We start from the raw sequence: 24,996 nt of genomic DNA, 5'->3' as shown, positions 1-24,996 counted from the left end.
TTACACCGGAATATCGCTGACACCATTGGCATGATTGCACAATCGTGCCATGACAAATAAATAGTCAGATAATCGGTTAAGGTACTGTTGCGCGTTCGGCGCTACATCGTGCTCAGTGTGTAAATGCACCAATACGCGCTCAGCTCTTCTGCAAACCGTTCTGCAAACATGGGCTTGAGCAGCGCTTTGTGTGCCGCCGGGCAATATAAAGTGCGTTTGTGCGGGGAGGCTCTGCTGCATTTTATCGATGGCATCTTCGAGCATGGTCACGCGCTCAGATTCCAATGTACTGGAATCTGAAATTGCAAAGCCGATAGTGAACAAATCACGTTGTATATGTTGTAGCTCTTGAACATAGCTTGCTAACGCGACATTGTCAGTGCCTAAGTAACAAGACAGTAGGCCAATGTGAGCGTTCAATTCATCAAGCGTTCCATATGCTTCTAATATCGCGTCGTCTTTTCGAACCCTAAGTGTGTCTTTGGTGTAGATCTGTGTTGTGCCACCGTCACCTTGCTTGGTATAGATCTTCATTGCGACAACGTATCCGTTAGCAACGCATCCACTTCAGGTTCAGGCCTTTGGTGTCGACGTATTTGTACCACAATGCCAAACAATGGATGGTCGAAATAGTGCACTTGTTGACTGATTACACGACGCAGTTGTTTGAGTTCAATTGCTTCAAACGCTGTTGGTAAACCGTTTTCTGCATATGCAGTAGGACGTTGATAAACCAAATCATTGTCGATATGTAAGTACGGGACGCGGTTAATGTATTGCAAGTACACTTTAAACTCGCCGTCTATCTGCCATAAAGGTGTTTCATAAGTTGCCAATAGGTCATCGCTTTTCTCATCGCTACGCAATATCTCAGCAACAATATTGCTTGAAACAGGTGCGTCTAATAGGGCGGGGAGTTGATCAAATAAAGCCTGTTGCTTTTCTTGTTCCGGAGTCAGGGTTTGATGTGATAGTGCCGCTAGGGTATCGGCTAAATAGTCAGGATTCTCGTCATCCGCAGAGACAGTTTCAATTTCGTCAGTAGCGGCTTCGATTGCATCTTGCATATTATTTTGCTCAATTTGAGCGTCTGCTCGCGCCTTCTCGTATAGCGGTAAATATAAATCGGGGCCAGCGATTAAACGCATGCTATCTGCTACATCACGACCGAACTTAACTTCCTGACGCCACAATGTGTGCAATAAGACTTTATGATCTTTCTGTCGATTAACGCCTCTAGCAAAGTCGTTCAACTCTCTTAACGTATTAGGCAATAAATGAGCCTCTGACGCACGGAACCATTCCACTCCGTCAATGTTCACTGGTATTTGTGCTTTGCGCGGTAAAGTAGTGTCAAAGGCATAGAGCTGTCCCTCACTACCATCCAGATATTCAGAGTCCAGAATGCAATTAATTCGAGTCGGAAGTTTTACTGGCTCTAAAGCTGGCAGCGTATCAATATAAGCTTGAAACCGAGTGGAATAGGGTTCAATTTCAAAGGCTAAATCGGACGCTTCCGGTAACTGCGTATTTGACGTTACCTCATCCCTAAGAAAGTCAATTTCTAGCGCTGAGTCAGAGGTATCCGTCAGCTCTTCACCTTCTAGTTGCGTCTCATCAGCAGGGATGGTTAGTAAATCGTCTTCACTATTTTCTAGCTCAATCAACGCGTCAACGGCATCTACACTATCAGCGTTTAATGCTGTTGATAGAGCCTCTTCCCGCTCAGCTTCAGCCAGTGCTTCTTGTGCTGCAACATAGGCGTTGTAGCTCTCAATTATGCTCTCTATTGATGGCAGTGGCTCGACAACTTCACACGCTTCTAGCAATGGCAATAGGCTTGCGACGTTGGGGGTCAGTGCGCGGCTTATAAGATCGCTATCCCAATTCGATGGAATGGTTTCGACAGGATCAAAGTGTTCCTCGACCGGCATTTCATGTTGACGCTCAAACACGATGACTTCTATATCAAACCACCATTCTTGTTCCTGTGCGCTGACCTGATGAGTCACCATTGTACTTAACAACACAAGTGAAGATGCACGCAAAGTGGATTTTAACGCTGACCAGAACGTGTAGCGAGACAACATCATGTAGGCCTGGATTCCTTAGTAAAAGATTGCAACATGGAAGATACCATATCCAGACGCTTTTGCGCATCGCTTGGTGTATTTACCAACTTCAATCGGGTAGGGCCATCGAAGCGGAATTGCTTTGACTGAGTTTGCACCAATTGAATAATGTATCCTGGATCCACTTTGGTATCTTCTGCAAATTCTATGCTACCAGATTGACTGCCCATATCTATTTTGGTGATGCCGATGTCTTTGGCCTGTAATTTATATTCTGCAATAGCGACCAAATTTTTCGCAGCAGGGGGCAACATACCGAAACGGTCAATCAGTTCAATCTGCAGATTATCGATGTCGACTTTTGAGGCACAACTGGCCAGCTTTTTATACAATGAAAGGCGAGTGCTAACATCCCCGATATAATCATCAGGGAATAGCGCGGGTATACGTAATTCAATCTCTGTTTGTTCAGCCAAGGCAGCATCTAGAGATGGCTCTTTGCCTTGTTTTAGCGCTTCGACAGCTTGCTCAAGCATGTCCATATACAGGGTGAAGCCAATACTTGCGATCTGACCGGATTGGTCATCACCTAATAGCTCTCCTGCGCCACGTATTTCTAAATCGTGAGTCGCCAGTTGGAAACCTGCGCCGAGATCTTCCAAATTGGCAATCGCTTCCAACCGTTTGGTCGCATCTTTGGTCATGCGCTTAGGATGAGGCGTCAGCAAATAGGCATACGCTTGGTGATGAGATCGGCCTACACGACCTCTAAGTTGGTGAAGTTGAGCCAAACCTAAATGATCTGCACGATCCATGATGATGGTGTTGGCTGAAGGGACATCGATACCCGTCTCGATGATAGTCGTACAGACTAATACGTTAAAACGTTGATGATAAAAATCACTCATCACTTGTTCGAGCTCTCGCTCACGCATTTGACCATGTCCGATAGCAATTCTTGCCTCGGGGACTATTTCGGCTATTTCCTGGGCGGTCTTTTCGATGCTGTCGACTTCGTTGTGGAGGAAATACACTTGCCCACCACGCAGTATTTCCCGCATGACCGCTTCTCTGATCACTTCTTTGTCGCGTTGTTGCACAAAGGTTTTAATCGACAAGCGTTTGGCCGGCGGTGTGGCGATGATGGATAGGTCGCGCATACCACTTAGGGCCATATTTAAGGTTCTGGGAATAGGAGTGGCGGTCAGTGTTAAGATATCAACATCAGCGCGCAACGATTTGAATTTATCTTTTTGACGCACGCCAAAGCGATGCTCTTCGTCAATAATCACCAGCCCCAGATCATGGTACTTCACATCATCCTGGATCAGCTTATGTGTTCCAACAACGATATCAACTTTACCTTCTGCCAACCCTTTCAATACTTGGTTTGTTTGCTTAGTACCCACAAAACGTGACATGACTTCAATATTAAACGGCCAATCAGCAAACCTATCTTTAAAGTTCTCATAGTGTTGTTGCGCTAGAAGCGTTGTAGGAACAAGGATTGCAACTTGCTTGCCTTGATTTGCCGCTAAGAAAGCTGCTCGCATAGCAACCTCGGTCTTACCAAAGCCTACGTCTCCACAAACCAGTCTGTCCATCGCACTGGGTTGGCCCATATCGTTGATTACAGCGCTAATAGCCTGCTGTTGGTCCACCGTCTCCTCAAAGGGAAAACTGTCTGCAAAACGCTGATACTCTTGCCAGTCAATGGTATAGGCGAACCCGGGCTTTACGGCTCTTCGTGCATATACATCGAGTAGTTGTGCGGCTACGTCACGTACTTTTTCGGCTGCTTTTTTCTTGGCTTTGCTCCATGCGTCGGAGCCGAGTCCATGCAGTGGTGCATGATCTGGGTCACCACCACTATAGCGACTAATTAAATGCAAGCTTGCAACAGGCACGTAAAGCTTTGCGCCCTTGGCATATTCAATGGTGAGGTATTCTGTTGTGACACCACCGGCATCAAGGGTTTGTAACCCAATATAACGACCAACACCATGTTCTATATGAACAACCGGTTGTCCTTCAGTTAGTTCAGCGAGGTTACGTATTACAGCCGATTCATCCGTGGCTTTCTGTTTGTCACGCCTGCGTCGTTGGCTTACTTTGTGGCCGAGCAGTTCGGTTTCAGTGATAAATAACAGTTCACCATCGCTATATTGCAGGTGGAAACTGTTTTCCACATTGCCGATGGTTAAACCAATGGCACCGTGTTGCTGAATAAAAGCGTCGAGATGATCGACCTGCACCGGTGAGATATGGGCTTTTTTAAGGATGTTTAATAAGTTTTCCTTGCGCCCTATGGTTTCAGCACAAAATAAAACTCTGCCACCACGAGATAGAACGTCCTCAATACGTTGCCGTAGGCGTTGAGCTGGTTCCTTGTGTTGCGGCTGTAGCGCGATATCATCTACATACTGCGCTGCAAAATTCATTTGGCCGGGCTTATCATCCACGTCTACGGGCGATATTTTGACCCGTGGCCACGACTTTAATTGTGCAAAAAGTTCCTCAACCGTTAGGTATAAGGATGAAGGGGGCAGCAGTGGGCGTTCGGGGTTATAACGACGTTGTTCATAACGGTGTTGAATGTCTGCCCAGACAAATTCACAAGCATCATTAATATCACCGTGCATCAATACTTGTGTGTTATCACTTAAGTAGTCAAATAATGTTGATGTGCTCTCGAAAAATAGCGGTAGATAGTATTCAATGCCCCCCGGAAGAACGCCACTACCGGTCGTTACTCGGTGAAAAATCGATTCTTTGGAACTTACCGCATCAAAATGAGTTAGATACTGTTCTCTGAATCGAGCAATGGCCGGTTTGTCGGTGGGGAACTCACGTGCGGGTAAAAGTCTGATTTCGTCAACTTTATCTGACGAACGCTGATCTTCTGGATCAAACAAGCGAATAGAATCAATTTCGTCATCAAATAAGTCGATCCTGAATGGGAGTTCGCTGCCCATCGGATACAAGTCAATAATACTACCACGCACCGAAAATTCGCTATGGCTCATGACCTGATTAACGTGCAAGTAACCGGCTTTTTCCAATTTGCGTCTAAACGCCTGAATGTCGAGCGTTTGCCCGGTTTTTAACAATAGTAGGTATTGGTCCAGATAGTCTGTTGGCGCAAGTCGTTGGATCAAGGTATTGATCGGGACAATGACTAAGGTGTCAGCAGCATTTGAGAGCGTATCAAGGGTTTCAAGGCGCTGAGAGACAATATCCTGATGCGGCGAAAAGGTATCATATGGCAAGGTTTCCCAATCTGGGAACACCTTAATGCTGAGAGCATTGGGCTTAGCAAAAAACTGGATTTCGCGCTCTAATCTAAGCGCACTGGGTGTATCTGCGGTAACCAGTAACGTAGGGCCTTTATGTTTGCTTGCTGCATTGGCAATCGCAAGCGCTGCACTGCTTTTAGGCAGCTGGCCCCACTGTAATAAGTCGACTTGCTTATTTTTTTTCTTTGGTAGTTCAGGATCGAATATCGAGTGTTTCATGAATTAAAAAAGAGTACCTACTTGAATGCCGCGATTGTTACTGTTTTTCGCTGTTTTCGGATCGTTTTCGTAATTGTTGCGTTTGCAAGTGCAAGCTGGCTCGCACCAATAGCTCCTGATCGGTGTCGCGGATACGGCTATAAATAAAGGCGATATGGTAACCGTCTTCGTGAGGGTCGCAAGCAATAACTTCGGCAAAACAAAATACAGCTGCCGCTTCTTCTGGCAGAAATACTTTAAGCTCAACCGCGCTCCCAATTGCAAGGGCTTGGTCATACATGACTTCAATACCACCACCGCCAAAACGTAGTGTCGAGTAACGCTGAGCTTCGTCATCTTGTTGATGCAGAATATATGACATCATCAGATCAATTTTACGCGCTTGCGCGTTTAGAAAATCAGCCAAATCTGCCGCGTGAGTGCTTAAATTACGCAGTGGCCTAATCGCTTGGGCTTCCAGCGCGGCAAGTTCACCCGCAATTTTAAAAGCATAAGGCATATGCTCTTCTAACATATTTGGTGAGGGCAATTCACTGTCTTCTACTGGTTTAATATTGACATTGAGTGTGTGTTTGATCAGAAAAAATTCGCTAAAGCGCTCTTTTTTTTGTTCGGGCGTTAGACTGTCAAATGACTGATCCATAGTAGATTACCTTGTATGGCTACACAGATGTTCGTATCATGCGTAGGCATTGTCGCATTAACCATAACTTTCGCAAGCGATTCAGATGAATCTGCGAAATGCTCAGTTATACAGGACGTTATGTTCCATCCAGTTTTCGCATTTATTGGTCTGCGCTATTCACGCGCATCGCAAGCCAGTAGTTTTGTTGCTTTTATAAATTTTTTCTCAGTGACCGGTATAACGCTAGGGATCATGGCGCTGATTGTTGTGTTGTCGGTGATGAACGGGTTTGAAGGCCAGCTTAAACAGCGAATTTTAGGGGTTATGCCACATATTGTTGCGCAAGCGCCAGCACAAACCCTTGCGACTGAACAGATACCGTCGCTTGTTGGTGCGATGCCGTTTGGTGAAGCAGAAGGCGTGTTACAGACGTCCAATGCGTTACGTGGGGTTATGCTGCAGGGCATTGAGCCCGAGCAAATGGAAACGCTATCGATTATTGATGACAGTTTATTGGTTGGCGACCTAAGTGATCTTCAGCCAGGCTCTTTTCGCATTATTATGGGCCGAGCATTGGCCTCGCAATTCGGGATTAGACCCGGCGAGCCGTTACGTATTTTGGTTGCTGGTGCTTCTGTTTACACACCATTTGGTCGAGTGCCGAGCCAACGATTGGTTGAGGTGGCGGGTATTTTTGATATGGGGTCTGAACTGGATGATAAGACCCTGTTTATGCATGTAAGTGATTTGCAAAAACTCAAGCGCGAAAAAGGGCCAATCGATACCTCCAGAATCTTTTTATCTGATGCGTTTGATTACGCCAAATCGTCGGCAGCACTAGATGAAGCCGGGATTGACCATACTACATGGAGAGCCCGCCAAGGGCCCTTGTTCGACGCAGTTAAAATGGAAAAAAACATGATGTTCTTGCTGCTATTGCTGGTGATCGCTGTGGCGGCATTCAATATAATTTCTGCTTTGGTCATGGTAGTGAATGAGAAGCAGGGGGATATTGCCATATTAATGACTCTCGGCATGCACAAGTACAGCATCATGAAAGTGTTTTTATTTAATGGTATGGCAAACGGATTGAAAGGTGCTGTTTTGGGAACAGCGCTGGGGGTTATTGCCGTGCTAAGTTTAAACCCACTGTTGTCGACTTTCGGTGTGTCCACTGGATACAGTCTATCGGGTGGTTTACCGATTGATTTGAGAGTCAGTCAAGTGATAGGCGTAGCGGTTTTTGCGCTAGTATTGTGTTTGCTGTCTACGTTATATCCAGCATTTAAGGCATTAACCGTGCAACCGGCAAGAGCCTTACAATACGAATAAGTTTTCACTATACTTGCGGCCATTCATTTTTTAGGGGCAGCTCATGCAAAAAACCTTTATTACTGCACAATCACTTCTTGAAGATTCATTTAGACTCGCCTCTAAGGTGTATGAAGATGGTTTTCGCCCTCAATTTATCATCGGTATTTGGCGCGGTGGTGCACCGATTGGTATAGCGGTTCAGGAATTTTTTGAGTTTAAACAAACGCCCACGGATCATATTGCGGTGCGCACGTCTTCCTATTACGGCATCGATAAACAAGCCAAAGAAATTAGAGTGCATGGCTTACATTATTTGATTGAAAATGCCAATGCAGACGATGCTATTTTGATCGTGGATGATGTCTTTGATTCAGGCCGTAGTGTGGATGCTTTGATCAAGCAAATTAAGGCACAAATGCGTCTAAACATGCCGCATGATGTGCGTATTGCATGCCCTTGGTTCAAACCTGCCAATAATAAAACTGAACTGACACCGGACTACTATGTACGTGAAAGTGACGAATGGTTAGTGTTCCCACATGAGCTTGCTGGGCTTACTGAGCAGGAAATTCGTGAGGGTAAAACCGAACTCTCCAACATTATGGATGTTTTGTTTTAGGTTAAAAGTGTTCGATTAAAAAAAGCGCCGCAAGGCGCTTTTTTATTGTCTATTAACACCGGTTACTTGCCATCGATATAAAACTTATCGTGAAACGTGTAAACCCAATGAGGCTTATAGATCACCAGCAATGTCATCGTCATACCGTTTAGCATGCCTTCAGGAAACAATAGCAGCGGGATTAGTACTACAAAATTGTCTTTAACGGTGAGCCAGTCGTATATGCCGTCAACAGTATAGTAGCTTCCTAATAGGAACATTTTACTGGCAATCATCAGTGCACCCGGAAAAAATGCACAGACAAATATATACACAAACAAATTCCGTGGCAGACGGTGAAATGAAAAATTAAAAATCAGGTGGGTTAAGGAAACGGGCAGCAAAATGCCTATCAGGCCATTAATGCCAAACATATGCCATTCTTCCAGTCCTATTGCCGTTACCCCCAGTAATGCTGCTGTGGCTGCAAGGATGGAATAGCGTACACCTAGAGTTAACGACAGTGCGGTTAGCCATAAAAAGTGAACTGACAAACCATCATAGATGCCTGCACGGAAAATCCATAAGAAAAACACACTGGCACTGGCACCAAATACAAGGTGCTGTTGTAATTTAGACTGGCGTAAAGCCGCTAGATCAATATGTTTAACCACCCAAAGTAAAATCAGTGCGAAACTAACAATGCCTAAGGTTTGTAACAATGTCACCGCTTAGCCTCCGAAGCTAGCCCAGATAGGCGCATGATCTGAAGGTTTTTCAATCCCTCTAAGTTCGTAATCGATGCCGGTCTCAATGAGTTTTTCAAGCATAGAAGGTGTTGCTAATATCAAATCAATACGTAACCCACGGTTGTCATCAAACCCCTTTGAACGATAATCAAACCAGCTAAACTGGTCACTTCGATCAGGGTGCTGATGACGATAGGTATCATGCAGTCCCCAACTCAGCAAATTATTGAGCCAGTCACGTTCCTCAGGCAAAAAGCTACACTTTCCAGTGCGTAACCAGCGCTTAGCATTTTGTTCACCAATACCAATATCGTGGTCAGTGTGGGATATGTTCATATCCCCCATTACAATGACATTCTGCTGGTTGTCACATTCGTCATTTAAGTAGTGATCTAAATCTTGATAGAACTTACGCTTGGCAGGGAATTTAGTGGCATGATCACGACTCTCTCCTTGCGGGAAATATCCGTTAAGAACGGTGACTTGCTGCCCTTCAAGAGTGTAGTGACCAATGATCATGCGTCGCTGAGCGTCGTCAGCATCACTTTTAAAACCATATTCAACATTGTCTGCCGGGACCTTTGACATCAGTGCAACGCCGTAATGGCCTTTTTGCCCATGAAAGGCAACGTGATAGCCCATGGCTTCGATATCAGCAACAGGAAAGGCATCGTTGTCGACCTTGATCTCTTGCAAACCAATGATGTCAGGTGAATGCTTGTCTATGAGAGCTTGTAATTGGTGCAATCGTGCACGGATGCCGTTGATATTAAAAGAGATGAATTTCATTGATGTGTACTACTTTGAATGAATAACAATATTTTATGTGTAGAGTATCAAAAATTAGCGCCCAGTGCGCCTAGTTAAAGCCAGAGAATTTGCCTCAAAATGCATAAGTTTTTATCGTTTAGGCAAGTTTTGGGCTGGTACATTTATTGGTCAATCGGTAGAATCGCGCCACTTCATTTTTAGGACGAAATATTATGCAAATCGATGGACATGACGCAGCTGCGGATAAACTCAGTAGTGAGGAGTTTTTGCGTGTTACACGCCTTACGCCAGAGCAACGTTTTGACTATTTTCTTGAGCATTTAAAAACGATACCGGTTATCTGGGGATTGTTTGGCAAAAACGGCTGGGTGATGGTGGAAAGCGAGAATGAGCTATGTCTACCCATTTGGCCACACCATGATTTCGTTGTTGGATGGGAAAGGGATGACTTTCCTGAATGTGAGCCTAAGAGTATTGAGCTTGAAGAGTTCCTGAGTGTTTGGGCAGAAGGTCTGGCAAAAAACAATACGTTATTGCTGTTATTCCCGTGCGGAGAAGAAGAAGAAGGTATTGTTATTAGTGCAAACGAGTGGGTTGAATGTGTTAATGAAGCGCTTTCAAATGCTTCTTAAGGTTGTTCGTGCCTGATAAACATTTACCCTTGGCGACTGCGATCCACGCAAGTAGGGCGTGGGATAGCATGTTTCGCCAAATCATGTTGGCGGGAAAGCAAATGCGCCCGCTGGATGAATCGCAACAAATTGATGAGAATAAAGTGGTTGGCTGTGAAGCGGCTGTCTGGTTAGTGGTTGATATTAATGCGCAAGGCAGTAAAAGCTATCATGCCTATTCACCATCCAAAATTGTGCGCGGCTTACTGGCGATAATTTTAGAAAAAGCCAATAGCTTAACAGGCAGTGAGCAGGCAACCTTCGACTATCAGCAGTATTTGTCTGATATCGGGTTGTCACGTTTTTTAAGCCCCTCGCGACAAAATGGGTTAGCCGCCGTTATAAAGCGGATCCAAACCGAAACAAACTAACCTTCTCCACCTTCTTTCGATTCAAGCTCCTTCTTCAGTGCTGTTTTTGCCTCAATCCATTGGCCCATGTACTTAGTGCTGGCATGAGAATGATGCCGTAACATTGCACCCACAAAGTTGCGCTTGCGTCGTTGTTCCAGACCTTTATGGGCATCTACCAGTGCTTCAATCAAGCTCTGTTGGTGCGCCTCGTAGCAGGCGGGCGTCAGACGTAATTGTAATGCTTGTTGATGGGCTAGGTACCACGCATTTTCATCGGTGTATAAGCGTACTGCATGGTTGATAATGTCATCAGGTGATTCGCTGATGTATCCCGGCCAGTTTGACTTATCTGTTATACCTTCACTGCCTAGAGGGGTTGTCATACAAGGCGTTCCAACTTGAAACGCATCAAGAAACTTACCTTTTACGCCAGCTCCAAATCGGAGGGGGGCTAAACAAATTCGAGCGGCTGCCAATGTTTGCTGTGCATTTTCAGCCCAACCTTCTACAAAAAACCGTTGCTTGGGGGCATGAAACTGCATTGCTTTCGGTGGCGGATAGGAGCCATAGATACGCAAATTTGCAGTTTTAAGCTTTTGACTGAGTTGCGGCCAGATGGTCTCTTTTAAGTATCGAACACAATCCCAATTAGGCTCGTGGCGAAAACTACCAATAAAAACAAAATCTTGTCGCTGTGAAAAGTCGGGGACTGCATGCGCAGAATTTATCTGCGGCATGAGTGGATGCACCTGTAAGTCGTCTTTATTTATAGCGAAATTATGCTGTAAAAAGCGCTGTTCAAATTCAGACACTAACAATGTTATATCAGAGCGCATGATGCTGGCGACTTCACGATAAAAAAGATCACTGTGCAGATTAACTTCTTGCTCGCCAGATTTATTCTGTTGCTGTCTAGCCGAACGCAGTGCATGCAAATCTTCAGTATTTAGTACGCATAGTGCTTGAGGGCACTGTTGGCGGACGCGCCAGGAGAATTGTTCTTCGATCATAAATCGATCGAAGATAACAATGTCAGGGGCTAACGCTGCGATCAATGAATCAAACGACGCATCATTGATAACAATGTCATGCGGTGTAACCCCGTAATCGGTTAGTACAATTGCATTGTCGCTGTGTTTGGCTGCACACAGAAAGTCTACTCGCCATCCTTCAGAGACCATTGCCGTCATTAGATTAAGCATATTTTGTCCGGCGGCCGAAGAATTGGGTTCTGGCCATACGTAACCGACAACAACTGCGTGCATGAATTATCTACTCTAGTAACTGAGTTTATTGGAATTATCGCGTATGATAGCAAGATTCGTTTACTACAATAACCTTACTATGCATTCTCAATTGGTTTTTGGCGCGGGTTTAATCGGCTGTTATTTAGGTGGTGTGTTAACACATATTGCGCAGCGCAGAGAAAACTCTGGCAATGTGTCCTTGTATTGCAGACCGAGTATGGCGGACAAAATTTCATCAGGCCTTACCTTGACTGATTACGTGCACAATACATTGTCAGTAGAAAACGTGTCGATTATTCGCTCAGATGAGGAAGTAAGCCCGCATTCTGTTTTTGATATCGTCTGGCTTACAGTGAAATGCACAGGTCTCCAACAGGCGGTAGAAGATATGAAACCTTTTGTTGGTCAACATACTTTAATTTTGTGTTGTCAAAACGGTTTAGACTCAGATCACACCGTACGTGAGGCATTTCCAGACAATGAGATCATTAGGGTGATGGTGCCATTTAACGTGGTCGATCAAGAAAATGGTCATTTTCACAGAGGATCTGAAGGGCGATTGACCATAGAATCATCAACCCACGATGCTATGTTGCGCGATTGTTTGTGTTTGGATGGGTCAGATGATGGCTCTGTAGAAAGCCGATTACCGTTAGATTTTACCGCTGATATGACGGCGATGCAGTGGGCAAAGTTACAATTAAATTTAGGAAATAGTATTAACGCCTTGGCGAATATTCCAGTCAAGGCTATGCTTGAACAAAGAGAGTATCGATTAGTAATTGCAGCAATGATGACAGAATTGCTCTCGGTGGCTAAAGCACTTAACTTGACGCTACCAAAAGTTGCTTCTGTTTCTGCACCCATAATTCCGTGGATATTGCGATTACCGAATTGGCTATTTAAACGTGTGGCGAACAAAATGTTGGCGATAGATCCAACGGTTAGAACGTCCATGTGGTGGGATATAAATGCTGGTCGGAAAACGGAAATCGAATTTCTCAATGGAGCTGTACTGAGAAACGCTGAACGTTTGGGCATTGATTGCCCCGTGAATGCAAAAGTTGTGGACATGATCCACGAAGCTGAAGCGTCGAATAATGGTAAGGACAGTATTAGTGCGTGTGATTTGTATCATATGGTTGGACTGAAATAATGAATGTTATTGATTACGCTGCTGAAGCAGCTGAAATGTTCGCTCTGCCAGACACTGTTACCACGTTGAAGGCCGTGATTGATGATGAGCAATCGACGGTTGACGACATAGCCAGTTTAATTACCTTTGATCCAACCTTAACCGCTCAGTTGCTCAAACTTGCCAACAGTGCGTTATATAAATTTCCAAACAGAATTGAGACCATATCAAAAGCGATTCAAATCATTGGTACGAAGGCGCTTTATGATTTGGCTGTTTCATATGGTGTGGCCAAAACCTTTGCCACAGTGAGTAGCAATGTCATTGATTTGGATAAATTTTGGGAGCAAAGCTTAAGTTGTGCGTTGCTCGGTAAATATATAGCCGAACAAAAGCGTATCGCTGAACCAGAGCGGTTATTTGTAGCGGGTTTGCTACATAATATTGGTGAGCTAGCCATTGTGCAATCGCACCCCGAAATGGCGTCTCAATGTGCCGCGATTAATAAAAATACGACACCTCGTGCGATGCAACAGACGTTGTGTGGCTTCACCTTTGCGCAATTGTCAGCAGAAATAATGACAGCATGGGGCTTGCCTGATCGGCTCACCGACTTAGTGGCGAATGTTCACCATAAACTGTTTCCAGCCGATCATATTGAAGATCAAATAATCCAATTGTCCTACGTCCTTGCGCTCGATAATGTTCATCAGGACGTGTACGACCCTTACGCGAACTTGCAACCCTTTCTGCGTGAATGCCTGGATTGGGAAGAAGAGCAGATTGAAACAGCACTGGATACAACTAACTTACAGTGTATTAATGTCATTTCGCTCTTCAACCCAAGCAGTTTTATGGTGTTTTAGTCGAAGATAGCCACGGTTTGACGACTGATTGCAACAAGCTCGCCGTCAGCGTCCCAAATATTGGCTTCGGTGTGCCCGTATCCCTCTCCAGCCTGGCGTGTCTCAGCTTTATACGCAAACCAATCATCCGGTTTTACTGGCCGGTGAGGGTGGAGAAACTCAATGTTCCAACTCACGGTGCTTGCGGGAGCCGGCCATTTGAGCATTTGCAGTAATGTTGGAGGCCACGCATCTATCAAAGATATTAAGTGTACATCTGTCATTGCTTTAGGGGGCTTGGAGTAGCGCATCCAGCCGTAGTAATGCGATTTCTTGCCATTCATAAAGGGAACGCCGCCATCATCAATAGCGAGATCAAAATGACGCAAAAATTTTGGCGTGACTTTAGGTATTTGAGGAATAAATTTAGCTTTCAAAGGCGGCGATAATTCATGTTGTAGTGCCTTATTGACCACAATTTTAGAATCTCTACCCACACCAAAACAGGCTAATGCAGACAAACAAATTTTTTCATCTTGGGTAATTTGAACGTTCAATTGCGATACATTTTTACCGCTACGGAGCATGGTTGCGGTAACGGTAAATGTTGCATCAAACATCAGAGGGCCGACAAAGTTGACTGAGTAGCTACGTAACACGCGATCATCACTTACTAGGGGTTTACAGCACAAATACGCTATACCCGCGGACACGCCGCCATAAACCGTGCGTCCTTGTGCCCATGAACTGTCCAGTGTCAGTTCAACGACGTTAGTTGTGCTTTGGGTGATTTGATCCCGAGTTATCGTCTCGATTATGTCATCTATATTCATAACAATTTCTGGTCGGATGAGTTGGTCGTATGTTGCTTGATACGGGGTTACAGTGCAAACAGTTTTAGTTATGCATACAAATAATTAACATTTAGTTGAGCCGCGTTGCACATTTTCCGTACACTGAGGCAACTGAACAATAATAAGAGCCAGTATGAGTAATCCCGCAGGAGAAGTCCCGGCCGCAACTTCAGGCGCTAATGAAGTATCAAACGGCTATAGAAATTACGTGTTAATTATATTAACGCTTGTATATGCATTTAATTTTATCGACAGGCAAATATTGGGGATTCTAAGTCCGTTCATCAAAGCCGATTTAGGCCTAGATGACGCGCAACTTGGATATCTTAAAGGTATTTACTTTGCGCTACTGTATACCATCGTCGGTATACCCATTGCGTGGCTTGCTGACCGCTACAATCGCGTCAATATTGTGGCAATATCATTGACATTGTGGAGTGGTTTTACGGCCTTGTCAGGTCTCGCAACTAACTATGTCCAATTAGCGTTAGCGCGCATTGGTGTTGGTATCGGTGAAGCGGGCGGTAGTCCACCATCACACAGTATTATCAGTGACTTGTTTCCAAAAGAAAAACGCGCGGGTGCGCTGGCAATATACTCACTCGGTATTCCGTTTGGGATCATGGCCGCATTCTTTGCCTCAGCCTTTTTCCTCACAGGTGGCAGTGCTGATTGGCGGATCGTTATGTTCAGTGTTGGTTTGCCAGGTATCCTACTTGCGATTTTGATGAAACTGACGATCAAGGAGCCTGTGCGCTCTCAGCAACCGGCGACAGACAATGCAGATAAGCCGAGTGTCAAAAAATCGATTAAGCTATTACTGTCTATCCCAACGTGGTGGGGGATGTGTTTGGGTATTTCTTTCGCCTCATTCGGGAATTATGCGATTTCAACGTGGTTAATTGATTTTTACGTACGCGTTCACCCTGACTATCCGATTAGAGACCTGTTAATTGCCTTTGGTATTATCAATGGTACTGCTTACGCGCTTGGCGTCTGGTTAGGAGGGGCTGTAGCCGATAAATGGGGTAAGCATGACCGTCGCGCGTATGCGCTTTTGCCGGCTATCATGTTAATTCTGGGTGTACCGGCGTTTTATTTCACCTTGCAAGTTGAGAGTGTGATGTTGTCTCTGGGCTTGATCACCATCTTCCTGTTTACCAGCGGCTCTTATTTAGGTCCGTCATTTGCCATGGCGCAGACCTTGGCTCCTGTTAATGTAAGGGCTATGTCTACAGCACTATTCTTCTTTGTGCTGAATATCATTGCCTTGGGTGGTGGTCCGACTTTGGTGGGTATATTCAGTCAATCGATGGTACCTGAATTAGGGGAAACCGTGGCATTGACGACGGCACTTGAGTACTTAGTGGTTATGTATGTTTTAGCGATATTAGTATTCTTGTGGACTTCAACACGTATTCGCAAAGATTGGCAACTCGCTGAAGAGAGAGGGCACTAACGCCATCCTTATTTATCCCGGGTAGATTTCTGCCTGGGATATCAATGTCACTGTGCTAGCCTTTACTGTATTATTCTGGCGTTTACATTGGGCTAGTCATCTTTCCTCTGGAGAATTATGCAAGATAACGCTCTCACCCTGCATTTCGCTCACGCGAACGGTTTTCCCTCAGGATCTTATCGTAAATTATTTAACGCTTTCCCTGACAACTATCATGTTATTGCAATAGAAAAAATGGGGCACTCGTCGCGTTTCCCGGTATCCAATAACTGGCACAGTCAGGCTGATGAGTTGGTGGAATATATCAATAAGAATACGCCAGAAAATGAGCCTGTTTACGCTGTTGGTCATTCATTTGGTGCTGTGGTGTCGTTTATTGCTGCATGCCGTTTTCCCGAACGCTTCAAAGGCGTGATCATGTTAGATCCTCCGTTAACTAGTGGGATCAGTCGTCATTTTTTTGCATTGGCTAAAAAAGTCGGAATGATCGATAAGTTTACGCCGGCAAAGCTAGCGGAAACAAGAAAACGCCGCTGGCAGCATTCGGTAGATTTGGTCGATTACTTTGCTGGCAAGGGGTTATTCAAGCGTATGGATCGTGATTGTATCGCGGACTATGTTAATTCTGTTATCGAAACGGCGGGGGATGAACAGGTATTAACCTTTGATCCCGCTGTTGAGGCTCAATTGTTTCGCACTGTTCCGTCGGATTTGCATCGCTATGCGGGTAAATTGAAGTGTCCGGGATATATTATCACCGGTGAGCAGACTGATGTTTGTGTGCCATTTTTGCGCAATACGTTTATTAAAGAAAATAACTTGGTCCATAAAACAGTGCCGGGTGCACATATGTTTCCGCTTGAGCGCCCACAAGAGATTGCGCAGTTAATCAGTACAATTATTGATGATTTGGCCTCGTCGGCTGACGAGGCCTAGTGCGGTTAAAACCCTACGGGTTGGCCGAGCATTTCGCGCGTCACTAATACTACGCCACGTTCAGATACACGAAATCCACGGGCTTTATCTTGCTCATGGTCGTAGCCAATTACCGTGCCTTCGGGCAGTACACAACCTCGGTCAATAATGGCTTTACGTACTTTACAATGACGATTAATGACAACATCAGGAAGAATGACCGCTTCTTCAATCTGGCTGTAGGAGTGCACACGTACATTTGAGAAACACAAGCTGCGACGGAGCGTTGAGCCAGATATGATACAGCCTCCTGAAACAACTGAATTGATTGCCTCACCCCGTCGGTTTTCCTCTTCCCAGACAAATTTGGCTGGCGGTAACTGTTCCTGATAAGTCCAAATTGGCCACTTTCTATCGTATAGGTTAAGCGCTGGAACTGGTGAAACTAGCTCCATATTGGCTTCCCAGAAAGAGTCGAGTGTACCCACATCGCGCCAATAGTTATTGCCTGCATCGCCTTCAGCAAAGGGATAAGCGTACACTGGGTGATCGGCAATAATACTCGGAATGATGTCCTTGCCAAAATCGCGTTGCGAACCTGATTTTTCAGCGTCTCGTTTGAGTTCCGAAAATAAAAATTCAGTATCAAACACATAATTTCCCATTGATGCTAAACACATGGTCGGGTCATTTGGCAGTGGAGTAGGGTTAGCGGGCTTTTCTTCAAAGCCCAAGATACGCATACTTTCATCGACGGACAGTACGCCGAATGCATTTGCGGCCTCTTCAACCGGAACAGGCATACAGCTGACGGTCATTTGCGCACCGCTTTCTGCGTGGCGCGCCAACATTGCGCCATAATCCATACGGTAAATATGGTCGCCTGACAGTATCATCACGTATTTAGGTAATTCATCGCGAATGATATCGATATTTTGAAACACTGCGTCGGCAGTACCTTCGTACCAGCTTTCTGAAAAACGTTGTGACGCAGGTAAAATCTCGATGGATTCACCCAGTTCCTTTTTAAAATGACCCCAGCCACGCACTAAATGACGGATCAGACTATGTGATTTGTATTGGGTTATCACACCGACGCGACGAATACCGGAGTTAATACAATTTGATAGAGGAAAATCAATGATGCGGAATTTACCGCCAAAATATAAAGCGGGTTTAGCTCGCCAATCGGTGAGTTCATGCAAACGAGAACCTCGTCCGCCTGCAAGAATCAAAGCATAAGTTTCTTTGGTTAGATTACTGATGTAGCGAGATTTATTGGCAGCCATAGACGATTCCCATTCGTTGTTGTATCGGCGTTTACGTATTGTTGTTCATGTTTTAGCCTAGTCATACTACAGCTAAATGACAAACGCCAGCGGCATGAGCCGAAATGGATTTTTTTCACCATTTAACGTTTCGCAAGTGTTAATGGAATGTTATACAATGATTTTCGCTCACTCATAGCAAGGGATGATTATGTTACTGCTGAAACGATTGGTTATTGGTCTGTGTATAGCGCTGGTAGCCTTGTATGTAATTGGTATGGTGTTGCCGTCGAAATACACCTTAGAGCGTTCAGTGGTCATAGAAGCGCCCGCGTCTGCTATTTATGATCAAGTGGTCGATTTGCGTCAATGGAAAACCTGGGGGGTGTGGTTTAAGCGAGACCCTGATATGACGGTCAGTTACAGTGGGCCAGACCGAGCCGTGGGCATGCGTTCTGAATGGCAAAGTGAAACGCAGGGTAACGGTGCGATGGAAATCACCGACTTGCAGCATGACAAGCGTATTGAATATCGCATTATGTTTCCTGATATGGATATGCAAAGTACAGGCACATTGCTATTTGAAGAGGTCAGTCAGGGTGTTAAAGTGACGTGGATGGACAGCGGTGATGTCGGTGATAGTGTCATCTATCGCTACTTTGGTTTGTTTATGGACAACCTAGTAGGGCCCGATTTTGAAGCCGGTTTAGCCAACCTGAAAGTGGTGAGTGAAAACCTTCCACGCTAATGCAGTTGAGGTGAAGTAAAGATGGCAGAGCATTTAAAACTTATTCGCAAGCTGAATCTACGTCCATTCATGCTGCGCTCTGACTGGCAGGGCAGTTACCTGCTATTAGTGAATTATTCATTGCTCCTCTTTGCATTAGCGCTCCCAGCTGTCTGGTCTCATTGGCTGGCGTATGGGATAAGCCTCACTTTACTTGGCAACCGCCAGCTTGGTCTTGGCATATTGATGCATGATTGCGCACACTATGCGTTGTTTAAGTCCAAACAAGCTAATGTTACGGTGGGGCGTTGGCTGTGTGCTGCACCTATATTCGCCCAATTTGATGGATACCAGCATTACCATTTAAAACACCATGCTAATGCCGGGACCAAAAACGATCCAGACTATCCCAATTATGCACCGTACCCGGTTAAGAAAACGTCGTTAAGACGTAAAATCATTCGTGATTGCTTGGGGATCACCGGTGTAAAAAATTTTATTGCCGTATTGTTAATGCACGCAGGTGTATTGGAATACGATATGGCATATAAGAAAACCACCGACATGCGCTGGCCAGGATTGGTGAATGTGCTGAAAAACTTAGCGAAACAACTCTACCGCCCTGTGATCATGCATACACTTATTCTGGGTTTTTGTTTGCTAATCAACCATGTGGTGATGTATGGGGTTTGGTGGGTAGCATATTTCACTACCTTCTCACTGTTTTCCCGAGTAAGAAATGCAGCAGAGCATGCAAGTGTACCTGATCTGTTGGATGTTGATCCTCGTCGACATGCCCGCACAGTATATGCCGGCTGGTTAGCACGGTTGACGGTGGCACCAAACCATGTGAATTACCACATCGAACATCATTGGCTGCCTCAGGTGCCCCCTTATCATCTGGCGAAACTACACGCGTACATGAAAGAGCAAGGCATATTAGAAGGCGCAGAAATCCTGCCGAACTATATGGCGGTAATGAAGAAACTTGCCTGAACACATTCGTCTTGTTATTGCGCTGACGGTTAATAAGTGTGCCGGCATTCTATTGTCGGCAAAAACATTGTTACCCGGATTGGTGCTTGCCATGGGTTTACCACCTTGGCTGGTTGGTTGGATAGTTCCGGTGAGAGAGTCTTTCTCTTTACTTCCCCAAGCCGCATTGAGCGTATATTTGCGCAATTACTCTAAACGCTATTGGGTGTGGCGAATGGGTATGTGTGTGCAATTGTTGTGTACCATTGGATTAATCGGTATGTGCTGGTATGCCATGCATGGCCATACTCAAATCCACGCTTTTCTATTTGCCTTGCTATTTCTAGCGACTATTGCAATTTATAGTATTGGTCGTGCATGCTCCTCTTTGACGGTTAAAGACATTCAGGCGGATGTTGTCGAGAAAGGACGACGTGGCAGTTTAATCGGTAATACCACTATGCTGTCTGGGGTTCTCTCGATCGTCATCGCACTTCCCATCGCCATATATCCGGTGTTTCAAGAGCAAAACTCACTGCTGTTGCTTGCGCTACTGTCTGCCTTAATGGTGGGGACGGCAATTTTTTTGATGTGGCCAATACGAACAGAGGTTATGCCGGATGTTGAACAGGATAAAAAAGGTCCTGCATTGCAAAACCTATTGCCGCAACTATCAAAAAAAGCGCGCAGGTTTATTCTGGTAAGAGCCATTTTTACTCACTCAGCACTGGTAGCCCCATTTTTTATGCTCTCTCAATCGTCTGTAGCGGAGCGTTTGGCGCTTTATTACCTTGTGGCAGAGGCGTTAGCGGCATTAGTGGCCGCGAGACTGTGGGGCAAATTATCGGATAAAAGCGCTAGATCGACATTGCGTTTATCAGGTGGGATGGCTGTTTCGGCGTGTGTTGGGTTATTGCTATTGCAACCGGATGAGTTGTGGTTATCCATAGGGCTATTCTTCCTACTGTCTATCGCTCATACCGGCGTGCGTAATGGTCGCAAGACCTACACTTTAGATATTGAGGAAGGCCAGTCACGCACCGAGTTGGTCGGCAGTGCAAACACTATAATTGGACTGGTTTTATTGATTGTTGGCGCGGTGTATGCGGCGCTTCAGCCATGGTTGGGCGAGGGTGTTGTCGTGATCATGACCGCCATGCTGACTCTGGGAGTCGCCATGACGTTCACCCTCGCAAAAGAAAAAGACTAGCGAGCGAGTAGTGCATTGGCCACTTTTGATTGATTCGCTTTGCCCAAGCTCGTGGTAATCGCCTGACCGGCTTTTGCTAATTTATCGATATCAACACCCGTGCGGATCCCCATGCCATTGAGCATATAAATCACATCTTCAGTGGCAACGTTGCCGCTTGCTCCCTTTGCATAGGGGCAGCCACCGAGTCCAGCAACGGCACTGTCGATAGTTGAAATACCGTTTTCCAGTGCAACCAGAATATTGGCTAATGCTTGACCATAGGTGTCATGAAAATGCACAGCCAGTGCGTCTTTGGGCACAACGTTCATCACCGCATCTAGCATGCGTTGGGTTTTTAGCGGCGTACCAACACCAATGGTGTCGCCCAATGAAATCTCATAGCATCCCATTTCATAGAGTGCTTGACTGACTTCTGCAACAGCACTTTCGGCGATCTCACCTTCATATGGACAGCCCAAAACACAGGATACGTATCCGCGCACTTTTAGGTTGTGTTCTTTGGCGGCTTGCATTACGTCTTTAAAGCGGGCAAGACTTTCTGCAATCGAGCAGTTTATGTTCTTTTGTGAAAATGACTCCGATGCAGCACCAAATATGGCGACTTCATCGGCACCACTTTCAAGCGCGCCCTCAAATCCGCGTAGGTTGGGGGTCAGTGCCGAATATGTAACGCCATCATGACGCTTAATTTGCTTGAATATTTCAGCACTATCAGCCATTTGTGGCACCCATTTGGGTGACACAAAACTACCGGTTTCAATACGCTTCAGACCTGCTTGGGCTAAAGCATCAACCAGTGCCAGTTTGTCAGAGAGTGGGATCAGTGACTTTTCATTTTGCAGGCCATCACGAGGTCCCACTTCTACGATACTGACATCAGTAGGATATTGAATGCTATTCATCCGCATCAAACTCCAACAATGCAGCGCCACCATCAACCAGTGCGCCAGCATCGAAATAGAACTCGACCACACGACCGTTGGACGGAGCTTTGATAGCGTGTTCCATCTTCATCGCTTCCATGATCATTAGCGACGTACCTTTTTCGACGTTTTGGCCTGGCTCTACGAGTAAGGTCACGATTGTGCCGTTCATAGGGGCCGTCAATCCACCCTGATTGGCGTCATCGTCTTCGATGCCCAAATCCGGTAGGACTAGGCTAAATTGCATGGAATAGCGGTCAGTAAATAACTGATATGCGTTATCTTGTTGTGCCAAAGTCAATTGTTTGCGGTGACCATCGACATTCGCATCAAGAATGCCATCGACGAGCTGACCGCTGCACGTATGCGATTGGCCATCAATGTCAATACGCCAAGTGGGTAGGGTGCGACCAGGAATAAAGCTCGCGCTAACGTCAACTAGTGAACCATCATTCAGGCTTAGCTGAATATGTTGTTGGTGCAGTTCATTCGCGCGCCAACCATCCAATACATGCGCTGGCGAAACAGGTTGATGCTGTTGTGTTTGAGTCAACAGCGTGGCTAACGCTGCATACACAACCAACTCTTTTCCACCCCGTAAACTGGCAGAAAATAGCGAATCGTAATGTTCATCGATAAAGCCTGTGGTTAACTTCGCTTCGCGGAAGGGTGATGAAGATGCAATGTTGTAAAGGAATTCGATATTAGTCGTTACACCGTGTACGTGATATTCACGCAATGCAATGGCCAAACGATTTAACGCTTTATCCCTGTCTTCATCCCACACGATTAGTTTTGCAATCATGGGGTCATAGAATACCGACACGCTATCGCCTTCAACAACACCAGTATCGACGCGTACAAAACGATTTTCCTGCGGCGGTCTTAAGGTGCTTAATACCCCAGTTGCAGGTAAAAATTCATTATTAGGGTCTTCAGCGTAAACACGAGCCTCAAAAGCATGACCGTGCATGGTGAGCTGGTCTTGCATACAAGGAAGGGGTTCTCCGCTGGCTACGCGTAACTGCCACTCAACCAGATCTTGGCCAGTAATCATCTCGGTTACAGGGTGCTCTACCTGCAAACGAGTGTTCATTTCCATGAAGTAGAAGCTGCCATCTACATCGAGTAAAAACTCAACCGTCCCCGCACCAACATAGTTGATTGCTTTCGCGGCTTTAAGCGCCGCTTCACCCATTTGCTGGCGAATGTCTTCACTCATGCCAGGGGCCGGGGCTTCTTCAATAACTTTCTGGTGGCGACGTTGAACTGAACAATCGCGTTCGAATAGATAAACACCATTACCTGTTTGGTCACAAAATACTTGGATCTCAACGTGACGCGGTTGAGTTAAGTATTTTTCAACGAGCATGATGTCATCACTAAAGCTCGACATGGCTTCTCGTTTAGCAGCGGCCAAGCCTTCATCAAACTCTTTTGCGCTGTGGACTTGGCGCATACCTTTACCGCCACCACCGGCAGCGGCTTTCAATAATACCGGGTAGCCAATGCTATCAGCGGCTTGTCTGAGGGTTTCAACGCTCTGATCTGTTCCATGATAACCCGGTACTAGCGGAACCTTGGCGGCTTCCATGATGGTTTTAGCCGCAGATTTAGATCCCATGGCTTCAATTGCATTGATTGGCGGACCAACGAAAATAATATTGTTGTCGTGGCATTGCTGCGCAAATAAAGCATTCTCTGACAGAAATCCATAACCCGGGTGAATGGCATCTGCCCCGGTTTGTTTCGCCGCTTCAATAATACGCTCACTGCGTAAATAGCTGTCTTTTGAAGCGGATCCACCAATATGAATAGCTTCATCAGCCAGTTGAACGTGCAGTGCATTTGCATCTGCATCTGAATAAACAGCAACCGTGGCAATGCCTAACCGTTTCGCGGTGCGGATAATGCGGCAAGTAATTTCGCCTCGGTTAGCAATTAATAATTTTGTGATCATGCGTTGTCCTCACGCCATGCTGGTGTGCGCTTTTGCAAAAATGCGTTTAAGCCTTCCTGACCTTCATCGGATACACGAACTTTGGCAATTAATTCGCTGGTCATTGTCATTAATGCACTATCAATGGGTTTGCCCGCAACGTCTGCCGCTAATGTTTTAGCCAATTTGACTGCGTCTGGACCGTTAGCCAACAGATTGCTAATAATATCTTCAATCGTACTGTCTAACTCTTCATCTGTTACGCATTCACTGACTAAACCTAAACGCCGTGCTCTGCGAGATGAGAAGACCTCTGCCGTCATAAAATAGCGCTTAGCGACACGAGCGCCCATGGCTTCAATGACGTAAGGCGAAATAGTGGCTGGAATTAGGCCGATTTTGACTTCGCTTAAGCAGAATTTGCTGAGCTTGTTTGCAATTGCGATATCACAGCAGGCAATAAGCCCTACAGCACCACCAAACGCAGCACCTTGTACACGTGCTATTGTTGGTACCGGAACCCTGTATAGCGCATCAAACATGGCGGCAAGTTCACCAGCGTCGGCTTTGTTTTGTTCATAGGTGTACGATGCCATGCGTTGCATCCAGCCTAAATCCGCGCCGGCACAAAAGCTCTTACCTTTTGATGCAAGAATTAATGCGCGTGCAGTTGGCTCATTGCTGGCTCTATCAAAGCATTGGCGCAATTCACTGATCATAATGTCATCAAACGCATTGTGTTTTTCTGGGCGTTCCAACGTAATGGTAATAACACCACGTGAATCCAGTGTATAACTTACATGTGTTAGTTCAGTCATGTGGCTTACC

23 protein-coding genes are annotated in these 24,996 nt (G+C 45.6%); 11 read left to right on the top strand and 12 right to left on the bottom strand.

Translation table 11 applies throughout. The features are described 5' to 3' along the window. The 4 genes from CSH93_RS02865 to CSH93_RS02850 are packed head-to-tail and all read right to left on the bottom strand — an operon-like array spanning position 1 to position 6,230. Positions 1-534 (bottom strand): cob(I)yrinic acid a,c-diamide adenosyltransferase, encoded by a 534-nt coding sequence (locus CSH93_RS02865; RefSeq protein WP_100641699.1) that lies wholly within the window; start codon positions 532-534, stop codon positions 1-3. Then, a complete protein-coding gene (locus CSH93_RS02860) occupies positions 531-2,093 on the bottom strand; it encodes a CsiV family protein (RefSeq protein WP_100641698.1) in 1,563 nt (520 codons plus the stop codon). Before CSH93_RS02860 ends, CSH93_RS02865 begins: the two co-directional genes overlap by 4 nt. Further along, entirely contained in the window at positions 2,090-5,587 is a 3,498-nt protein-coding gene (gene mfd / locus CSH93_RS02855) for a transcription-repair coupling factor (protein WP_100641697.1), read from the bottom strand. Before mfd ends, CSH93_RS02860 begins: the two co-directional genes overlap by 4 nt. A 37-nt stretch (positions 5,588-5,624) precedes the next feature. After that, a complete protein-coding gene (locus tag CSH93_RS02850; protein WP_100641696.1) occupies positions 5,625-6,230 on the bottom strand; it encodes a PilZ domain-containing protein in 606 nt (201 codons plus the stop codon). A 120-nt stretch (positions 6,231-6,350) separates the two neighbouring features. Here CSH93_RS02850 and CSH93_RS02845 point away from each other — a divergent pair, with 120 nt between their 5' ends. Together CSH93_RS02845 and CSH93_RS02840 are read left to right on the top strand one after the other, a co-directional pair. Further along, positions 6,351-7,544, top strand: coding sequence for a lipoprotein-releasing ABC transporter permease subunit (locus CSH93_RS02845; protein ID WP_100642321.1), 1,194 nt, complete (start codon positions 6,351-6,353; stop codon positions 7,542-7,544). Positions 7,545-7,587: 43 nt separating this feature from the next. Further along, positions 7,588-8,145: a phosphoribosyltransferase gene (locus CSH93_RS02840; RefSeq protein WP_100641695.1), complete on the top strand. Its 558-nt coding sequence runs from the start codon at positions 7,588-7,590 to the stop codon at positions 8,143-8,145. A 62-nt stretch (positions 8,146-8,207) separates the two neighbouring features. Here the strand turns inward: CSH93_RS02840 and CSH93_RS02835 are convergent, their stop codons facing one another. After that, positions 8,208-8,852: an energy-coupling factor ABC transporter permease gene (locus tag CSH93_RS02835; RefSeq protein ID WP_100641694.1), complete on the bottom strand. Its 645-nt coding sequence runs from the start codon at positions 8,850-8,852 to the stop codon at positions 8,208-8,210. Positions 8,853-8,855: 3 nt separating this feature from the next. Then, positions 8,856-9,662, bottom strand: a complete 807-nt coding sequence (gene xthA / locus CSH93_RS02830) for an exodeoxyribonuclease III (protein WP_100641693.1) — start codon at positions 9,660-9,662, stop codon at positions 8,856-8,858. Between the two features lie 194 nt (positions 9,663-9,856). On the opposite strand from xthA, the gene CSH93_RS02825 reads away from it, so the two are divergent. Continuing rightward, the gene (locus CSH93_RS02825; RefSeq protein WP_100641692.1) at positions 9,857-10,276 is read left to right on the top strand and encodes a DUF2750 domain-containing protein; all 420 of its coding nucleotides are present in this window, start codon (positions 9,857-9,859) and stop codon (positions 10,274-10,276) included. An 8-nt stretch (positions 10,277-10,284) separates the two neighbouring features. Continuing rightward, positions 10,285-10,686: a SufE family protein gene (locus CSH93_RS02820; RefSeq protein ID WP_124748926.1), complete on the top strand. Its 402-nt coding sequence runs from the start codon at positions 10,285-10,287 to the stop codon at positions 10,684-10,686. Here the strand turns inward: CSH93_RS02820 and CSH93_RS02815 are convergent. After that, a complete protein-coding gene (locus tag CSH93_RS02815; protein WP_100641690.1) occupies positions 10,683-11,933 on the bottom strand; it encodes a glycosyltransferase in 1,251 nt (416 codons plus the stop codon). The two genes, CSH93_RS02820 and CSH93_RS02815, sit on opposite strands and share 4 nt — an antisense overlap. A gap of 43 nt (positions 11,934-11,976) precedes the next feature. On the opposite strand from CSH93_RS02815, the gene CSH93_RS02810 reads away from it, so the two are divergent. Together CSH93_RS02810 and CSH93_RS02805 are read left to right on the top strand one after the other, a co-directional pair. Next, positions 11,977-13,071, top strand: a complete 1,095-nt coding sequence (locus tag CSH93_RS02810; RefSeq protein ID WP_100641689.1) for a 2-dehydropantoate 2-reductase — start codon at positions 11,977-11,979, stop codon at positions 13,069-13,071. Further along, the gene (locus CSH93_RS02805; RefSeq protein ID WP_100641688.1) at positions 13,071-13,916 is read left to right on the top strand and encodes an HDOD domain-containing protein; all 846 of its coding nucleotides are present in this window, start codon (positions 13,071-13,073) and stop codon (positions 13,914-13,916) included. Before CSH93_RS02810 ends, CSH93_RS02805 begins: the two co-directional genes overlap by 1 nt. On the opposite strand, the gene CSH93_RS02800 is transcribed toward CSH93_RS02805, so the two are convergent. Further along, positions 13,913-14,728: an acyl-CoA thioesterase gene (locus CSH93_RS02800; protein ID WP_100641687.1), complete on the bottom strand. Its 816-nt coding sequence runs from the start codon at positions 14,726-14,728 to the stop codon at positions 13,913-13,915. The genes CSH93_RS02805 and CSH93_RS02800 overlap by 4 nt on opposite strands. A gap of 154 nt (positions 14,729-14,882) precedes the next feature. Between CSH93_RS02800 and CSH93_RS02795 the strand changes: the two genes are divergently transcribed. Then, positions 14,883-16,208, top strand: a complete 1,326-nt coding sequence (locus tag CSH93_RS02795; protein WP_100641686.1) for a spinster family MFS transporter — start codon at positions 14,883-14,885, stop codon at positions 16,206-16,208. Between the two features lie 117 nt (positions 16,209-16,325). Beyond that, positions 16,326-17,144, top strand: coding sequence for an alpha/beta fold hydrolase (locus CSH93_RS02790; RefSeq protein WP_240615472.1), 819 nt, complete (start codon positions 16,326-16,328; stop codon positions 17,142-17,144). A gap of 5 nt (positions 17,145-17,149) precedes the next feature. On the opposite strand, the gene glgC is transcribed toward CSH93_RS02790, so the two are convergent. Next, entirely contained in the window at positions 17,150-18,412 is a 1,263-nt protein-coding gene (glgC, locus tag CSH93_RS02785; protein ID WP_100641684.1) for a glucose-1-phosphate adenylyltransferase, read from the bottom strand. A gap of 190 nt (positions 18,413-18,602) precedes the next feature. On the opposite strand from glgC, the gene CSH93_RS02780 reads away from it, so the two are divergent. From CSH93_RS02780 to CSH93_RS02770, 3 genes are read left to right on the top strand one after another with little or no spacing between them, the layout of a single operon-like run. After that, positions 18,603-19,139, top strand: coding sequence for an SRPBCC family protein (locus tag CSH93_RS02780; protein WP_100641683.1), 537 nt, complete (start codon positions 18,603-18,605; stop codon positions 19,137-19,139). Positions 19,140-19,160: 21 nt separating this feature from the next. Beyond that, positions 19,161-20,114: a fatty acid desaturase family protein gene (locus CSH93_RS02775; protein WP_100641682.1), complete on the top strand. Its 954-nt coding sequence runs from the start codon at positions 19,161-19,163 to the stop codon at positions 20,112-20,114. After that, positions 20,107-21,303 (top strand): MFS transporter, encoded by a 1,197-nt coding sequence (locus tag CSH93_RS02770; protein ID WP_100641681.1) that lies wholly within the window; start codon positions 20,107-20,109, stop codon positions 21,301-21,303. The genes CSH93_RS02775 and CSH93_RS02770 overlap by 8 nt, the downstream gene beginning before the upstream one ends. Here CSH93_RS02770 and CSH93_RS02765 read toward each other — a convergent pair. The 3 genes from CSH93_RS02765 to CSH93_RS02755 are packed head-to-tail and all read right to left on the bottom strand — an operon-like array spanning position 21,300 to position 24,986. Beyond that, positions 21,300-22,208, bottom strand: a complete 909-nt coding sequence (locus CSH93_RS02765) for a hydroxymethylglutaryl-CoA lyase (RefSeq protein WP_100641680.1) — start codon at positions 22,206-22,208, stop codon at positions 21,300-21,302. The genes CSH93_RS02770 and CSH93_RS02765 overlap by 4 nt on opposite strands. Then, entirely contained in the window at positions 22,201-24,189 is a 1,989-nt protein-coding gene (locus CSH93_RS02760; RefSeq protein ID WP_100641679.1) for an acetyl/propionyl/methylcrotonyl-CoA carboxylase subunit alpha, read from the bottom strand. Before CSH93_RS02760 ends, CSH93_RS02765 begins: the two co-directional genes overlap by 8 nt. Next, the gene (locus CSH93_RS02755) at positions 24,186-24,986 is read right to left on the bottom strand and encodes an enoyl-CoA hydratase/isomerase family protein (RefSeq protein ID WP_100641678.1); all 801 of its coding nucleotides are present in this window, start codon (positions 24,984-24,986) and stop codon (positions 24,186-24,188) included. The genes CSH93_RS02760 and CSH93_RS02755 overlap by 4 nt, the downstream gene beginning before the upstream one ends. Between the last annotated feature and the right edge of the window lie 10 nt (positions 24,987-24,996).

The sequence above is a fragment of the Neoalteromonas facilis genome (genome assembly GCF_002807665.1).
Classification (GTDB): Bacteria; Pseudomonadota; Gammaproteobacteria; order Enterobacterales; family Alteromonadaceae; genus Alteromonas_E; species Alteromonas_E facilis.
The sequence above is the reverse complement of the archived record's forward strand: the minus strand, read 5'-3'. Positions and strand labels throughout refer to the sequence as shown.

Excerpts from the sequence above, each read along its gene's own strand:
- CSH93_RS02860 (WP_100641698.1), bottom strand. The coding sequence starts at position 2,093 with ATGATGTTGTCTCGCTACACGTTCTGGTCAGCGTTAAAATCCACTTTG.
- CSH93_RS02795 (WP_100641686.1), top strand. The coding sequence starts at position 14,883 with ATGAGTAATCCCGCAGGAGAAGTCCCGGCCGCAACTTCAGGCGCTAAT.
- CSH93_RS02755 (WP_100641678.1), bottom strand. The coding sequence starts at position 24,986 with ATGACTGAACTAACACATGTAAGTTATACACTGGATTCACGTGGTGTT.
- CSH93_RS02840 (WP_100641695.1), top strand. The coding sequence starts at position 7,588 with ATGCAAAAAACCTTTATTACTGCACAATCACTTCTTGAAGATTCATTT.
- xthA (WP_100641693.1), bottom strand. The coding sequence starts at position 9,662 with ATGAAATTCATCTCTTTTAATATCAACGGCATCCGTGCACGATTGCAC.
- CSH93_RS02815 (WP_100641690.1), bottom strand. The coding sequence starts at position 11,933 with ATGCACGCAGTTGTTGTCGGTTACGTATGGCCAGAACCCAATTCTTCG.
- CSH93_RS02845 (WP_100642321.1), top strand. The coding sequence starts at position 6,351 with ATGTTCCATCCAGTTTTCGCATTTATTGGTCTGCGCTATTCACGCGCA.
- CSH93_RS02850 (WP_100641696.1), bottom strand. The coding sequence starts at position 6,230 with ATGGATCAGTCATTTGACAGTCTAACGCCCGAACAAAAAAAAGAGCGC.
- CSH93_RS02810 (WP_100641689.1), top strand. The coding sequence starts at position 11,977 with ATGATAGCAAGATTCGTTTACTACAATAACCTTACTATGCATTCTCAA.
- CSH93_RS02760 (WP_100641679.1), bottom strand. The coding sequence starts at position 24,189 with ATGATCACAAAATTATTAATTGCTAACCGAGGCGAAATTACTTGCCGC.
- CSH93_RS02865 (WP_100641699.1), bottom strand. The coding sequence starts at position 534 with ATGAAGATCTATACCAAGCAAGGTGACGGTGGCACAACACAGATCTAC.
- CSH93_RS02800 (WP_100641687.1), bottom strand. The coding sequence starts at position 14,728 with ATGAATATAGATGACATAATCGAGACGATAACTCGGGATCAAATCACC.
- glgC (WP_100641684.1), bottom strand. The coding sequence starts at position 18,412 with ATGGCTGCCAATAAATCTCGCTACATCAGTAATCTAACCAAAGAAACT.
- CSH93_RS02775 (WP_100641682.1), top strand. The coding sequence starts at position 19,161 with ATGGCAGAGCATTTAAAACTTATTCGCAAGCTGAATCTACGTCCATTC.
- mfd (WP_100641697.1), bottom strand. The coding sequence starts at position 5,587 with ATGAAACACTCGATATTCGATCCTGAACTACCAAAGAAAAAAAATAAG.
- CSH93_RS02825 (WP_100641692.1), top strand. The coding sequence starts at position 9,857 with ATGCAAATCGATGGACATGACGCAGCTGCGGATAAACTCAGTAGTGAG.
- CSH93_RS02805 (WP_100641688.1), top strand. The coding sequence starts at position 13,071 with ATGAATGTTATTGATTACGCTGCTGAAGCAGCTGAAATGTTCGCTCTG.
- CSH93_RS02765 (WP_100641680.1), bottom strand. The coding sequence starts at position 22,208 with ATGAATAGCATTCAATATCCTACTGATGTCAGTATCGTAGAAGTGGGA.
- CSH93_RS02780 (WP_100641683.1), top strand. The coding sequence starts at position 18,603 with ATGTTACTGCTGAAACGATTGGTTATTGGTCTGTGTATAGCGCTGGTA.
- CSH93_RS02790 (WP_240615472.1), top strand. The coding sequence starts at position 16,326 with ATGCAAGATAACGCTCTCACCCTGCATTTCGCTCACGCGAACGGTTTT.